We start from the raw sequence: 13,244 nt of genomic DNA, 5'->3' as shown, positions 1-13,244 counted from the left end.
CGCGGGGCGGCAGGAACATAACACTTCGCTTATGTTAGCTCCTGATCGAGCTTGCGCCATGAGGACGTGCAGTATCCTCAACGCCTCCGATCCGCCCCCCGCGGTTACGCCGGAACCCGACCGAGCCGGTGGGGGCGGAAGTAACTAACCCGCTCAAATCCGCGAAGAAGCTGGCACGGAGGAAGGCCCATGAACCAGCTCACCTTGCTGCTGCTATGCGCGGCGCTGGTCGCCTATGCGGCGTTCTCCCGGAGGATCGCTAGCACCATTGTGACCGCGCCGATCCTCTTCATGGCGATCGGGCTGGCCCTAGGCCCGGCTGGAGCGGGGGCGCTGGCGCTCGATTTCGAGAACGAGACCCTGAACCTTCTGGCGGAGTTCACCCTGATCCTAGTGCTCTTCACCGATGCATCGAAGGTCGACGCCAAGGCGCTGTCGATGGACCTCTCCGTGCCGAGCCGCATGCTGTTCATCGGCATCCCTCTTGTGGCGGCGGCAGGGACCGCAGCGGCACTGGTGCTGCCTCTGGGGGTGGAGCTCTGGCAGGCTGCTCTCTTAGCAGCCATCCTGACCCCGACCGACGCAGCGCTAGGCCAGGCGGTCATCACCAGCGAGCGCGTGCCGGAAAGGCTTCGCCGCATCCTCACCGTCGAGAGCGGGATGAATGATGGGCTGGTCCTGCCGCTGATCCTGTTCTTCGCCTGCGTGGCGCGGCTCGGGCACAGCGCCGAGCTCGACGTCAACTGGGCGCTCTTCGTGGCAGGGCAGCTTCTTTTGGGGCCTGCGGCGGGCGCGTTGGTCGGGGCAGGGGGAGCGGCGCTCCTCGACTACGCCGACGAACGGGGATGGACCGAGAAAGCAGCCACAGGCACGGCCACCATCGCCCTGGCGGCAGCGACTTACCTCCTCGCCGAGCTGATCGGCGGCAACGGCTTCATCGCCGCTTTCGTAGGTGGGCTGGTCTTCGGCTACCGGTTGAAGAGCAGCGCGTCCTTCCTGACCGAGTTCATGGAGGCGGAGGGGCAGACCCTCGCGCTGCTGGTCTTTGCGGTGTTCGGAGCAAGTCTTCTGCCCGGAGCGCTCAGCGAGCTGAGTTGGGCGACGGCGCTCTACGCGGTTCTCAGCGTGACGGTTATCCGTATCGTGCCAGTTTTCCTCTCCCTGACCGGAGCGGGGCTGAAAACCCGCGACAAGCTGTTCCTAGGCTGGTTCGGGCCGAGGGGTCTCGCCTCGGTGCTCTTCACCGTTTTCGTCTTCGAGGAGGCGGGCATGCCGGTGGCCGACCGGCTCATCGCCGTCATCTACCTGACGGTCGGCCTCAGCATCGTCGTGCACGGCGTAAGCGCGCTCTTCCTCACCAAACTGTTCGAGGGAAGAAGCGGCAGCGAGAGGGCGATCGCTCCTGGGATGAGCACACCCACCCCTTAGCGAAGAAGAGCGTTCTTCAGATCGGCCTCGGGATCGCTCAGAACATGGCGGTCCACCGCCAACCCTTTCGACAGTGCGGTACGCCCTAACATATAGGCACGCGGATCGTTGACCGCCTCCACCGCCATGAGCTCGTCGCCCTTGAGGTGGAAGACGGAGAGACTGCCCTCCGTATGCCGCTTGATCTGTTCGAAGCCGGGGGTGACGAGGCCGACGATCTGAAGCTTGAGGTCGTACTGATCGGACCAGAACCAGGGAGGCTGTAGCGCCGGAGGCTGGCTGCCGGTGATGTCCGCCGCGACTAGGCGCGCCATCTCCAAGGCGCTGTGCACGCTTTCGAGCCGCAGCGCCTCCTCCGCCCACGGCGTAGGCCTTCGGGCTGCATCGCCGATGGCGTATACGGATGGATCACTGGTGCGCCCGTTCTCATCCGTGAGGATGCCGTTGTCGCAGGCGATACCCGCCTGCTGTGCGAGAATGTCATCGGGAACCCCGCCTGCTGCGATCAGGACGGCGTCCGCAGGAAGAACCGAGCCGGAGCTGAGCGCGACGCCGGTCACGTGGTCTCCCTCCGCCTCCAGCGCGCTCACACCGTCCTTCAGCACGAAGGCAACACCGTGCTCCTCATGGTACTGATGGTAGAAGTCGGAAATGGTGACGCTGGCCGTGCGGGGCATGCAGCGGTCGGCCAGCTCCACGATGGTGACGTCCGCGCCCAGCTTCCTGGCGGAGGCCGCGACTTCCAGCCCGATATAGCCTGCGCCTACGACCACCAGCTTGCTGCCCGGAACGAGGGCGGCCCTCAGCGCATCGGCATCACCGGCCGTCCGCAAGCTGAAGACGTTCTCGCACTCCATGCCGGAGATGGGCAGTTTCCGTGCCTGGCTGCCGGTGGCGAGGATTAGCGCCGAGTAGGTCAGCTCGCTACCGTCCCCCAGCCGAAGCGATCTCGCAGCAAGGTCCAACGTTTCGGCCTTGGCACCCAGTCTGAGGTCGATGCCGCGCTCCGAGAGCGTGTCGAGCCCGTAGAGGCTGTCCTTCTCCGCGCCGTCCGCGGTCAGCCACGCCTTGGAGAGGGGCGGGCGCTCATAGGGCTCCACCGGTTCGTCCGAGAGAAGAACGATCCCGCCCTCGAAACCTCGGCTTCGCAACTCTACCGCAGCCGTGGTCCCTCCGTGACCGGCGCCGACGATGACGATCTGTTCCTGGCTGCTCATGGCGCGTTCCTGCTGGTGACAGGAGCGCCTATCATGGCCGCTACGGCCACGGCTAGAGCTGCTGCAGGACCGCCTTCGTAGCCTCCATGGTGGTCGCCCGGCCGCCGAGGTCGCGGGTTCGAAGCCCCGCCGCGAGCGCCGCCTCTACCGCTCCTTCGATCTTCCGGGCTGCCGTCTCGGCACCTATGGCGTAGCGCAGGAGAAGAGCCGCGGAGAGGATGGCACCGATGGGGTTGGCGATGCCCTGCCCGGCGATATCCGGCGCGCTGCCGTGGATCGGCTCGAAGAGACCGGGCCGGCCCGGATCGCTGAGCGAGGCGGAGGGGGCGAGGCCCACCGATCCGGCCACGGCGGAGGCCTGATCGGAGAGGATGTCACCGAAGAGGTTCTCCGTCAGCACCACATCGAAGCGGGAGGGCTCGCTGACGAGATACATCGCCATGGCGTCCACCAGGATGTGCTCGACCTCCATGCCTTCCTCTGCCGCCACCCTGTCCACGACCATACGCCAGAGGCGGGAGGTGGCGAGCACGTTGGCCTTGTCGACCGAGACCAGCTTGCCGCTGCGCCCCTTCGCCGCCTGGACCGCCGCTCTCGCCACCCGCTCGACCTCCTCGGCGCTGTAGGGCAGGCGGTCGAGCGCGCTGACCGTACCCTCCTCGCGCTCACCGAAGTAAAGGCCGCCCGTCAGCTCCCTGACGATCAGGATGTCCGTGCCCGCGACGACCTCCTCGCGAAGGGGGGACGCCGCCTCGAGGCCTGGATAGAGCCGCGAGGGACGGAGGTTGGCGAAGAGGTTCATCTCCCTGCGCAGACCGAGGAGCCCCTGTTCGGGGCGAGGGGCGCCCCTCTTGGCCGCTTCGTCGTAGCCGGGGCCGCCCACCGCGCCGAGCAGAACACCGTCCGAGGCCAAGCACGCCCGAAGTGTCTCCTCGGGCAAAGGCTGGCCGCAAGCGTCGATGGCGGCCCCGCCGAAAGGATAGTCCCGGTGCTGAAGCTCGATACCCTCGGATCTCGAGACGGCTTCGAGGATGTCGAGCGCGGCGCCGGTGACTTCCGGACCGATCCCGTCTCCTGGTAGGACGACGATGTTCAGTCTCACCCTCGCTCCTCCCTGCGAGCCTCGAAGGCTTCGATGTCGGGCAGAGCCGAGAGAAGGGCGCCGAGGGAGTCCGTCCCACCCAGAAGACAGCGCCTAGCGAAGGGCTCCGTTTCGAAGGCGACCTCCTGGTTGCCGAACCGCAGAACCTCGGCCTCCAGATCGACCGTGACCTCCTCGCCCTCATGCAGCATCAAGCGCTGCAAGGTGTCGCCCGGCACCTCGACCGGCAACAGCCCGTTCTTGAGAGCGTTGGAGCGGAAGATATCGCCGAAGGAGGTGCTGATGACCGCCCCCACACCGAACGCGGCGAGCGCCCAAGGCGCGTGCTCGCGGGAGCTGCCGCATCCGAAATTGTCACCCGCCACCAGAATGCGGTGGACGGACATATCGGCTTTATTGAGCGGATGGTCCGTCTCATGGCCCGCCTCATCGAAACGCCAGGAGTAGAAGCAGCGGCGTCCCAGACCCTCCTTGTCCGTCGTGGTCAGAAACTTCGCCGGGATGATCTGATCGGTGTCGATATTGTTCTCGGGCAGCGCCAGCGTGCGGCTCGTCAGCCTCGTGAAAGGTTCGGTCACTGCTCCGCCTCCAGCATCCCCGCATGGGCGATCCTGCCCATGACCGCGCTGGCTGCGGCGGTGGCGGGGCTGGCCAGGACGGTACGTGCGCCGTCGCCCTGCCGCCCTTTGAAGTTCCTGTTCGAGGTCGAGACCACCAGCTCCCCCGGCATACCCCTGTCGCCGTTCATCGCGATGCACATCGAGCAGCCGGGCTCCCGCCACTGCGCACCGGCTGCAGTGAAGAGCTCGCGGAGACCCTCGGCTTCGGCTCGGCGCTTGACCTCCTCGGAGCCGGGAACGACCAGCATGGTCACCCCCGAAGAAACCTTCCGCCCGCGAAGGACATGCGCTGCTGCGCGCAGGTCTTCAAGGCGGCCATTGGTGCAGGAGCCCACGAAGACCCGGTCGATCTCGACCTCACCTAGTTTCTGTCCGGGACCGAGTTTCATATAGGCGGCGGCTTCGGCGCGAACGTCGCTCGGCACGGCGCCGTCAGCGGAGACGCCCTCATGCGGGCTGACGCCGTAGGTGACCATCGGACGGATGGCGGCAGCGTCGATGATGACCTCCTTGTCGAAAGCCGCTCCCTCGTCGCTACGCAGGGAAAGCCACTGCCCGCACGCAGCGTCCCAGTCCTGGGGTGTGCCCGAGCGGTCCTTGAGATAGGCGAGGGTCACCTCGTCGGGCGCCACCATGCCCGCTCTCGCCCCCGCCTCGATGGAGAGGTTGCAGAGGGTCATGCGCCCCTCCATCGACAGCCTGCGGACGGCATCGCCCGCGTACTCGATGACATGGCCCGTACCGCCATCCATGCCGAGCTTGGCGATCACCGCCAACGCCATATCCTTGGCCGTCACATCGGGCGCGGTCCTGCCTTCGAACAGCACGCGCAGCGTCCTGGGCCTCCGCTGGAACAGGCACTGGGTCGCCAGAACGTGCCCGACCTCCGTCGTGCCGATCCCGAACGCCAGAGCGCCGAACGCCCCATGAGTGGAGGTATGGCTGTCACCGCATACCACCACGCTACCGGGGTGCGTCCGCCCTAGCTCAGGCCCCACCATATGCACGATGCCGCGGCGGGGATCGCCGATATCCAAGAGCTCGATGCCGTGGCGGGCGCAGTTGCGGCGCAGGGTTTCGACCTGATGCTCCGCCTCCGGCGTAGCGTAGGGCGGGCGGCCCGCCTCGTCCGCAGGTAAGGTGGGTACGGAGTGGTCGATGGTCGCTAGGGTGAGGTCGGGCCGCCTCACCGTCAGGCCCCGCTCGTCGAGCACCGAGAAAGCCTGGGGGCTCGTCACCTCGTGGATGAGATGAAGGCCGACATGAAGGATCGCCGGGCTGTCGGTCCGCTCTTCTCGAACGACGTTCCGCTCCCAGACCTTCTGAAACAGGGTCTTGGCCATCAGGATGCCACCGTCACCCTGTTCGATGCCCCGGAGACGAGGGTGCGGAGCTGGTCGTCCGACACCTCGTGATGCTGATCGGCCAGGAGCTTGAAAGCGGCGAAGACGGGCTCGCGGGCCTCGATACCTACCTCGTGACCGAGCTCCTCCAACCGGGCGAAGAGGGCGTGCTTACCTGAATGCTTGCCCAGGACGAGAGAGGAGATGGGTGCACCGACATCTTCCGGGCACATGATCTCGTAGGTCTTGCGGTTGGACAGCATGCCGTGCTGGTGGATGCCCGCTTCATGGGCGAAGGCGTTGCGCCCGACCACAGCCTTGTTGCGTTGGACCTTCTCGCCGGTGATGTCCTCGAGCAGGCGAGAGGCTTCGTAGAACCTGGCTGTATCAAGCTGGGTGGTGACGCCGTAGGTATCCTTCCGGGTACGAAGGGCCATCACTGCCTCCTCCATGGCGCAGTTGCCTGCCCGCTCGCCGATACCGTTGATGGTGCACTCGATCTGGCGCACACCCGCCCGCACTGCGGCCAAGCTGTTGGCGACCGCCATGCCAAGGTCGTCGTGGCAATGGGTGGAGAAGATGACGTCGTCCTCCGGCTCCACCGCATCGATCAGATAGCTGAAGACATCGAAGGTCTCCTCCGGTGTGAAGTAGCCCACCGTGTCGGGAACGTTGAGGGTCTTGGCGCCTGCCTCCGCGGCCGTCTTGAGGCATTCGGCGAGGAAGGTCTTCTCCGTTCGCATGGCGTCCTCGGCGGAGAACTCCACATCGCCGAAGATCTGCCGCGCATGCCTGACCCCGTGGTCGATGGCGTCGAGGACCTCCCCCTTTCGCATACGGAGCTTATGCTCCCGGTGGGTGGGGCTGGTGCCGATGAAGACATGGGCGCGCTTGCGCCGGGCGGGCTCCAGTGCTTCCGCCGCGCGGTCGATGTCCCGCTCATTGACCCTGGCGAGGGAGCAGACGATGGGGCCTTCGGCCTCGGAGGCCACCGCCTGAACCGCCTCGAAATCGCCCGGCGAGGCGGCAGCAAACCCCGCCTCGATCACATCGACGTTCAGGGCGGAGAGCACCCTCGCCATCTTCAGCTTGCCCTTCATGGTCATGGAGAAGCCGGGGCTCTGCTCTCCGTCCCTCAGTGTGGTGTCGAAAATGCGGACATGGGCAGGGGGCTCGTAGGTCATGATGGTCTCGCTCGGGGGTCAGTAGTTGGCGGTAACGGCGGTCAGACCCTCGGCCTTCAGCGCGCCGATGATCTGGTTCATGTGGTCGTGGCCTGTGGCCTCGACGGAGATGTCGAGATGGGTTTCCTTGGCAGGCAGATCGTTGAAGACCTTGTGGTAGGAGACGTCGATGACGTTGCCCCCAGCCTCACCGATGGCCGAGGCCACACGGGTGAGCTCTCCGGGTACGTCCATCAGAACGACGCGCAGCCGTGCCAAACGCTTCTGACGCGCAAGGTCCCGCATCAGGATGGCCGAGATGAGCCGCGCGTCGATATTGCCTCCGCAAACCACCGAGCCGACCTTCCGGCCCTCGAAGAGCTGCGGGTGGGCCAAGACAGCGGCCAGGCCCGAGGCGCCTGCGCCCTCCGCAAGAACCTTCTGCGTGTTGAGAAGAAGGCAGAGAGCCCGCTCCAGGTGCTGCTCGTCCACCGTGATGATCCGGTCCACATGGGTACGGACGACTTCGCGGGTCAGGGAACCGGGACGGCAGACGGCGATACCCTCCGCCAAGGTCATGCCGCCGCAAGGCCGCGCCCAGCCTTCGAGCGCGTTGAGCATTCCTGGATAGAGGTCGGCCTGGACACCGATCACTTCGATGTCCGGGCGGCGCTCCTTCGCCGCTGCCGCCATACCTGCGATGAGGCCGCCGCCGCCGATAGGTACAATAAGGACGTCCAGGTCGGGAACGGCATCGAGCATCTCGGCAGCGATGGTGCCCTGGCCTGCGGAGACAAAGGGATCGTCGAAAGGATGGACCAGTGTGAGGCCGTCCTCCCGCACGCGGCGCTCCGCTTCCTCCGAGGCTTCCTCAAAACCCTCTCCGTAAAGAACGATCTCCGCGCCGTAGCGCTTGGTCTCCTCGATCTTCACCAGTGGGGTGCGCTTCGGCATGACGATGACGGCGTGGATGCCGAGCAACTTGGCGTGCCGCGCCAGCCCCTGGGCATGGTTGCCTGCGGAGGCAGCCACCACACCGGCAGCGCGCTCTTCTTCCGTCAGCGACAGAAGTTTGGAAAGGGCACCGCGCTCCTTGAACGACCCGGTGACCTGCATGGTCTCGAGCTGGAGGTGAAGATCGCAGCCCGTCAGCTCGGATAGCTTCTCGCTGCGCAGGCAGGGCGGGGTGAGGATGCGGCGCCAGGCCGGGTCGCGCTTCTCCAGAATCGAACGCCAGACTTCTTCGGGCAGACCGAACGGGTTCGGCAGCTCACTGACGACCGCCTTCAGCTCAGATGACCGTGCCATAGGGGATCTCCTTCCACTGGCTCGGCTGCTCGCGGCTTCGGCGTTCCAGACGGACGAAGCGGACATTGATCAGGCGTTCGATCTGATGGCGGAGCGTCTCGATAGAGCGGTGGTTGCCCGTGGGTGAGACCTGCACGCGGGTCTCCACCCCGCCCTCGACCTCCTTGACGAGCAGTGAACGGACGTTCCAGCCGCGCTGTTCGATCACGGTCCAGATGCGCCGTAGCGTGCCGTTCACATCGTCGGAAGCGATGGTCAGCGTCTCGATGGTGCCGCGGCGCATATTGCCGCGCGGACGGATGCTCATGGGGTCAGCCCTCCATCATCTGGTGGTTGGCATGGCCGGGCGGCACCAGCGGCCAGACATTCTCGGCGGGGTCGATGACGACATGCATGAGGATCGGTCCCTCGGCGGCAAGGAGCCGCTCGATACCGGGGGTGACCTCGGAACGCTGGGAGACCGTCAAGGCTTCGATCCCGAACGCTTCAGCCACGCGGGCGAAGTCGGGGTTGTCGGAGAGGTCCACCTCGGAGAAGTTGCCGTCGAAGAACAGCTCCTGCCACTGACGGACCATGCCGAGGCGTGCATTGTCGATCACGACGACTTTCAGCGGGATGCCGTAGCGGCGAAGGGTGGCAAGCTCCTGGATGTTCATCATGATGCCGCCATCGCCGGAAATGGACACCACCACGGCGTCCGGCTCGGCGAGCTGTGCGCCTATGGCCGTCGGCAGGCTGAACCCCATGGAGCCGAGGCCGCCGGAGGTGAGGTGCGCTTCGGGCCGGGAGAACTCGCAGTGCTGCGCCGTCCACATCTGATGCTGACCTACATCGGGCACGGCGACGAACCGCTTGCCCGCTTTCTCGGACAGCTCTTTCAGCAGGGCCGGGGCGTAGACGCCCTCTCCGGGTGCGTCGTAGCGGTGGGGTGTGGCCCGCCGCTTCTCATAGACTTCGCCGAGCCATGGAGCGATAGCTTGGGCTTCGGGCCGGAAGCTCTTGACCGCATGTTTCAGCGATCCGCCTACGGAGACGTCGGCGTGGCGCAGCTTGGAGACCTCACTGCGGTCACAGTCGAAATGCACCACCGACGCGTGGGGGGCGAAACCGTCGAGGCGGCCCGTGGCGCGGTCGTCGAAGCGCCCGCCAATATTGATGAGAAGGTCGCACTGCTGCACCGCGTGGTTTGCTGCCTGGGCACCGTGCATCCCCACCATGCCCAAGAGCTGCTCGTGCCCGGTCGGCAGAACCCCGTTTCCGTGCAGGGTACAGACGGCGGGGATGCCGCTGCGCTCGACCATGCGTCTGACGGCTTCGGTAGCCCCGGCCCTGGTGATCCCTCCGCCCAAGTAGAAGAGGGGCCGCTCGGCCACGCTCACGGCGGCCTCGGCGCGGCGCAGGCCTTCCTCATCGAGCGGCAGGGGGGCGGGCGCGTCCAGAACGGTGGGCGGCATGTCGCACATCGCCTGCTGCACGTCTTTGGGAAGGTCAATGAGAACCGGACCTGGCCTGCCCGTGCCGGCGATCTGGAAGGCCTCGGCCACCACCGACGGTATATCGCTCACGGCCCTGACGATGTAGCTGTGCTTGACGATGGGCATGGTGATGCCGAACGTGTCGATCTCCTGGAAGGCATCGGTGCCCATGATTGGCTGAGCGACCTGGCCAGTGATCGCGACCATGGGGACGGAGTCCATGAAGGCATCGGCGATGCCGGTGACGAGGTTCGTCGCCCCAGGCCCCGACGTGGCCAGACAGACGCCCGGCTTTCCCGTCATCCGTCCGTATCCGGCAGCAGCGAAGGCGCAGGCCTGCTCGTGCCTACAGAGGATGTGGCGGAGCGCCGAGCCGGGAAGGGCGTCATAGACCGGCATGATGGCGCCGCCGGGATAGCCAAAGACGAGCTCCGTCCCCTGCGCTGCGATGGCATCGACAAGAACATGCGCGCCGGTTCGGGGCTTCGTCGCCACCGCCTCCTCTTCCACCAATAAGGGTTTGGCCGCAGCGGTCACGGCGCCGCTCCCTTGAAGAAGGCGAAGGGGTTGGGCTTGGAGGGTTCGGGCTGCGCTTTCTCCGCCTTCGGCTTATCCTTGGCTTGGCTTGAGACGGGGGTTCGGGCTGCCGGTGAGGTGCTCATTCCGCTGCCTCCATAGCCGCCGTGCGAGCGTCTTCTTGAAGCCAGGTCATATGTCCCCGGAGCATCTTGCCCACCTCTTCGATGGAATGGTCGAAGTCCTCCTGCAGGCGCTGGTTATAGACCGGCCGGCCGGCGGCGTTCTCTTCGTCCCACTCGCGGGCGAACTGGCCGGATTGGATCTCCGAGAGGATCGTCCGCATACGCTCGCGGGTCTCCTCGTTGATGATCCTGCGGCCCGAGCGCAGATCGCCGTAGATCGCGGTCTCGGAGATGAACTCGTGCATCTTGGTGATGCCGCCCTCGTAGAGAAGGTCCACGATCAGCTTGAGCTCGTGCAGGCACTCGTAATATGCGAGCTCTCGCGGATAGCCCGCCTCGACCAGGGTCTCGTAGCCCATCTTGACGAGCTCGGTGGCGCCGCCGCAGAGAACCGCCTGCTCGCCGAAAAGATCCGTCTCCGTCTCGTCCTTGAAGCTCGTCTCGAACAGAGCGGCCCGCGTGCCGCCCAGGCCATGGGCGTAGGCGATGGCTTTCTCATGGGCCTTGCCGGTCGCGTCCTGGTGGACCGCGAAGAGACACGGCACGCCGCGGTCCCGCTCATACTCCTTGCGGACGAGGTCGCCAGGCCCCTTGGGCGCGACGAGGATGACATCGATGCCTTTGGGAGGCCTGACATGACCGTAGAGCACGGAGAATCCGTGGGCGAACATCAGCGTGTCGCCCTCGTCGAGGTTCGGCGCGATGGCGTCCTGGAAGATCTCTCGGTGGGCCATATCGGGAGCCGTCATGGCAATGAACTGTGCCTGCTTCGCCGCATCCACCGGTGAGGCGACCTCGAAACCATCGGCCATCGCCCTGCCATGGGAGGGGCCGTCGGGCCTAGCGCCGATCACCACGTCCAGCCCCGAGTCGTGCAGGTTCATGGCATGGGCACGGCCCTGGCTGCCATAGCCGATAACGGCGATCCGTGTACCCTGTAGGACGGGTGTAGCGTCGGCTTGGGTGTAGGCTCTCAAGGTTTCGGTCATCACGAGTTCTCCTGCATGGTGGTGGCGCCGCGGCTGGCCGATCCAGCGAGACGGGCATATTTGGCGAAGACGCCCTGAACCGCCGGGGCGGAGGAGGGGCGGGGGACGGGGGCTCGGCTGCGAAGGTCGGCATCCACGTCGATACGGCGGGTCTCGGCATCGAAGCTGATCCGATCACCCTCTCGAAGCCTGGCAATCGGTCCGCCTACGGCCGCCTCCGGTGCGCAGTGGCCGACGACGAAGCCGTGGGAGGCGCCGGAGAACCTGCCGTCCGTGAGAAGAGCAACCTTACCGGCCAGCCCCTGCCCGGCGAGGGCCGCCGTCACCTGCAGCATCTCTCTCATGCCGGGGCCGCCTCTTGGACCCTCCCAGCGGATGACGACCACGTCGCCCTCCTCTATCCGGCCCGACTGGACGGCGGCGAAGGCTTCTTCCTCGCTGTCGAAGATGCGCGCGGGGCCTTCGAAGCGGGTGGCGGTGTGGCCCGCGGTCTTGAGCACCGCCCCCTCTGGGGCGACTTCTCCATAGAGGATGGAAAGCCCGCCGCGCTCCTTGACCGGCTCGTTCACGCTTCGGACGACCTCTTGGTCCTTCGTCTCGACTGCCGACGAAAGCTCCTCGAAAAGGCTCTTGCCACTGACGGTCGGTGTATCGGCGAGAAACCCGGCTTCCTTCAGACGCTGGCCGAAGAGGCGGCAGCCCCCCGCCTCGAAGAGGTCCTGGGCCAAAAAGCGTCCGCCGGGTTTGAGGTCCGTGATGATGGGGACCTCGCGGCTGAGCCGGTCGAAGGTCTCGATCTCGAAGGGGACATGGGTCTCGGCGGCGATCGCGGCGAGGTGCAGCACGGCGTTGGTGCTGCCGCCCGAGGCGACCACGGCGGTGGCAGCGTTCTGAAGCGACGCTTCCGTGACGAAGTGCCGGGCGCCGCTACCCTTTGCAGCTTCGGCTATCATCTGCCCACATCTCTTCGCTTCGTCAGCCTTGCCTGGATGGGCGGCGGGGACGTCTCCTGCGCCGAACGGGGCGAGACCCAGAAAGGCCAACGCCATGGCCATGGTGTTGGCCGTGAACTGACCCCCGCAGGCGCCTGCGCCGGGGCAGGCGGCGCGCTCGACGGCGCCGAGCTCCTCGTCGTTCATGCGGCCGAGGCCGTGAGAGCCGACGGCCTCGAAGACGTCCTGGATCGAGAGGTTCCGTCCCTTATGGCAACCCGGCGCGATGGTGCCGCCATAGAAGATCAGTCCGGGGACATTGCATCTCGCGAGCGCCATGGCGGCGGCGGGCAGGGTCTTGTCGCACCCGACCAGCACGATGACTGCATCGAGCGCATGGCCATAGACGGCGATCTCGATGGCGTCGGCAATGACCTCCCGGCTGATGAGGCTCGCCCGCATACCCTGGTGGCCCATGGTGATGCCGTCGGAGACCACCGGCGCGCCGAACTCCACTGGCCAGCCGCCTGCCTCCCTAATGCCTTCCAGAACCGGCTCGGCGAGGTCTTTCAAATGCATGTTGCAGGGCGTGACGGAGGAGTAGGTGTTGATCACCGCCACCATGGGACGGTCGAAGTCCTCGTCCTTCATCCCAGTGGCGCGAAGCATGGCCCGAGCGGCTGCCCGCTCTGGTCCCTTCGTGATCTGATCGCTTCTCTTGGTCATGGTGTTCCGTGGTTCAGGCGAAAAAAAAGCTCCCTTTCGGGAGCTCTGCGTCGGTTATGGCTGCCAGCCTTATCCGATGCCGCTCCTAGGGGCTGTCGGTAATAAGGAGTACAAGGACGACCGAGCGAACGGGCGCTAGGGGAGCAGCGGTCGGAAAGATGTGCTGGTTCATCGTCTTAGCCTGCGAGCGTCGGTTCAAATGCCTTCGGTCCTGTTGACCCTAACATGGACCTCTTTGCA

General features: G+C 65.9%; 12 protein-coding genes. 1 reads left to right on the top strand and 11 read right to left on the bottom strand.

Annotated features, from left to right (window positions below):
• Positions 1 to 189: 189 nt before the first annotated feature.
• Positions 190 to 1,428, top strand: coding sequence for a cation:proton antiporter domain-containing protein (locus NOG11_RS03730; protein ID WP_256618307.1), 1,239 nt, complete (start codon positions 190 to 192; stop codon positions 1,426 to 1,428).
• Here NOG11_RS03730 and NOG11_RS03725 read toward each other — a convergent pair.
• Genes NOG11_RS03725 through ilvD form a run of 11 tightly spaced genes read right to left on the bottom strand, consistent with a single transcriptional unit; the run spans position 1,425 to position 13,004 of the window.
• Positions 1,425 to 2,645: an NAD(P)/FAD-dependent oxidoreductase gene (locus NOG11_RS03725; protein ID WP_256618306.1), complete on the bottom strand. Its 1,221-nt coding sequence runs from the start codon at positions 2,643 to 2,645 to the stop codon at positions 1,425 to 1,427. The two genes, NOG11_RS03730 and NOG11_RS03725, sit on opposite strands and share 4 nt — an antisense overlap.
• A gap of 52 nt (positions 2,646 to 2,697) precedes the next feature.
• Positions 2,698 to 3,747 (bottom strand): 3-isopropylmalate dehydrogenase, encoded by a 1,050-nt coding sequence (leuB, locus tag NOG11_RS03720; RefSeq protein ID WP_256618305.1) that lies wholly within the window; start codon positions 3,745 to 3,747, stop codon positions 2,698 to 2,700.
• Positions 3,744 to 4,325, bottom strand: a complete 582-nt coding sequence (gene leuD / locus NOG11_RS03715; RefSeq protein ID WP_256618304.1) for a 3-isopropylmalate dehydratase small subunit — start codon at positions 4,323 to 4,325, stop codon at positions 3,744 to 3,746. Before leuD ends, leuB begins: the two co-directional genes overlap by 4 nt.
• Positions 4,322 to 5,710, bottom strand: a complete 1,389-nt coding sequence (leuC, locus tag NOG11_RS03710) for a 3-isopropylmalate dehydratase large subunit (RefSeq protein WP_256618303.1) — start codon at positions 5,708 to 5,710, stop codon at positions 4,322 to 4,324. Before leuC ends, leuD begins: the two co-directional genes overlap by 4 nt.
• Positions 5,710 to 6,894: a 2-isopropylmalate synthase gene (locus NOG11_RS03705; RefSeq protein WP_256618301.1), complete on the bottom strand. Its 1,185-nt coding sequence runs from the start codon at positions 6,892 to 6,894 to the stop codon at positions 5,710 to 5,712. The genes leuC and NOG11_RS03705 overlap by 1 nt, the downstream gene beginning before the upstream one ends.
• An 18-nt stretch (positions 6,895 to 6,912) precedes the next feature.
• Positions 6,913 to 8,181 (bottom strand): threonine ammonia-lyase, encoded by a 1,269-nt coding sequence (locus NOG11_RS03700; RefSeq protein ID WP_256618300.1) that lies wholly within the window; start codon positions 8,179 to 8,181, stop codon positions 6,913 to 6,915.
• Positions 8,165 to 8,488 carry an ACT domain-containing protein gene (locus NOG11_RS03695; RefSeq protein ID WP_256618299.1) on the bottom strand — a complete coding sequence of 108 codons (324 nt, stop codon included), beginning with the start codon at positions 8,486 to 8,488 and terminating at the stop codon, positions 8,165 to 8,167. Before NOG11_RS03695 ends, NOG11_RS03700 begins: the two co-directional genes overlap by 17 nt.
• 4 nt (positions 8,489 to 8,492) lie before the next feature.
• Positions 8,493 to 10,193, bottom strand: coding sequence for an acetolactate synthase 2 catalytic subunit (gene ilvG, locus NOG11_RS03690; protein ID WP_370468220.1), 1,701 nt, complete (start codon positions 10,191 to 10,193; stop codon positions 8,493 to 8,495).
• Positions 10,190 to 10,318, bottom strand: a complete 129-nt coding sequence (locus tag NOG11_RS03685) for a hypothetical protein (protein WP_256618298.1) — start codon at positions 10,316 to 10,318, stop codon at positions 10,190 to 10,192. Before NOG11_RS03685 ends, ilvG begins: the two co-directional genes overlap by 4 nt.
• A complete protein-coding gene (gene ilvC / locus NOG11_RS03680) occupies positions 10,315 to 11,346 on the bottom strand; it encodes a ketol-acid reductoisomerase (RefSeq protein ID WP_256618297.1) in 1,032 nt (343 codons plus the stop codon). Before ilvC ends, NOG11_RS03685 begins: the two co-directional genes overlap by 4 nt.
• A complete protein-coding gene (gene ilvD, locus NOG11_RS03675; protein ID WP_256618296.1) occupies positions 11,346 to 13,004 on the bottom strand; it encodes a dihydroxy-acid dehydratase in 1,659 nt (552 codons plus the stop codon). Before ilvD ends, ilvC begins: the two co-directional genes overlap by 1 nt.
• Positions 13,005 to 13,244: the final 240 nt, after the last annotated feature.

This window comes from Parvularcula maris (genome assembly GCF_024505085.1).
Lineage (GTDB): Bacteria > Pseudomonadota > Alphaproteobacteria > Caulobacterales > Parvularculaceae > Parvularcula > Parvularcula maris.
The sequence above is the reverse complement of the archived record's forward strand: the minus strand, read 5'-3'. Positions and strand labels throughout refer to the sequence as shown.

Excerpts from the sequence above, each read along its gene's own strand:
- NOG11_RS03730 (WP_256618307.1), top strand. The coding sequence starts at position 190 with ATGAACCAGCTCACCTTGCTGCTGCTATGCGCGGCGCTGGTCGCCTAT.
- ilvC (WP_256618297.1), bottom strand. The coding sequence starts at position 11,346 with ATGACCGAAACCTTGAGAGCCTACACCCAAGCCGACGCTACACCCGTC.
- NOG11_RS03700 (WP_256618300.1), bottom strand. The coding sequence starts at position 8,181 with ATGGCACGGTCATCTGAGCTGAAGGCGGTCGTCAGTGAGCTGCCGAAC.
- NOG11_RS03695 (WP_256618299.1), bottom strand. The coding sequence starts at position 8,488 with ATGAGCATCCGTCCGCGCGGCAATATGCGCCGCGGCACCATCGAGACG.
- NOG11_RS03685 (WP_256618298.1), bottom strand. The coding sequence starts at position 10,318 with ATGAGCACCTCACCGGCAGCCCGAACCCCCGTCTCAAGCCAAGCCAAG.
- NOG11_RS03705 (WP_256618301.1), bottom strand. The coding sequence starts at position 6,894 with ATGACCTACGAGCCCCCTGCCCATGTCCGCATTTTCGACACCACACTG.
- ilvD (WP_256618296.1), bottom strand. The coding sequence starts at position 13,004 with ATGACCAAGAGAAGCGATCAGATCACGAAGGGACCAGAGCGGGCAGCC.
- NOG11_RS03725 (WP_256618306.1), bottom strand. The coding sequence starts at position 2,645 with ATGAGCAGCCAGGAACAGATCGTCATCGTCGGCGCCGGTCACGGAGGG.
- leuC (WP_256618303.1), bottom strand. The coding sequence starts at position 5,710 with ATGGCCAAGACCCTGTTTCAGAAGGTCTGGGAGCGGAACGTCGTTCGA.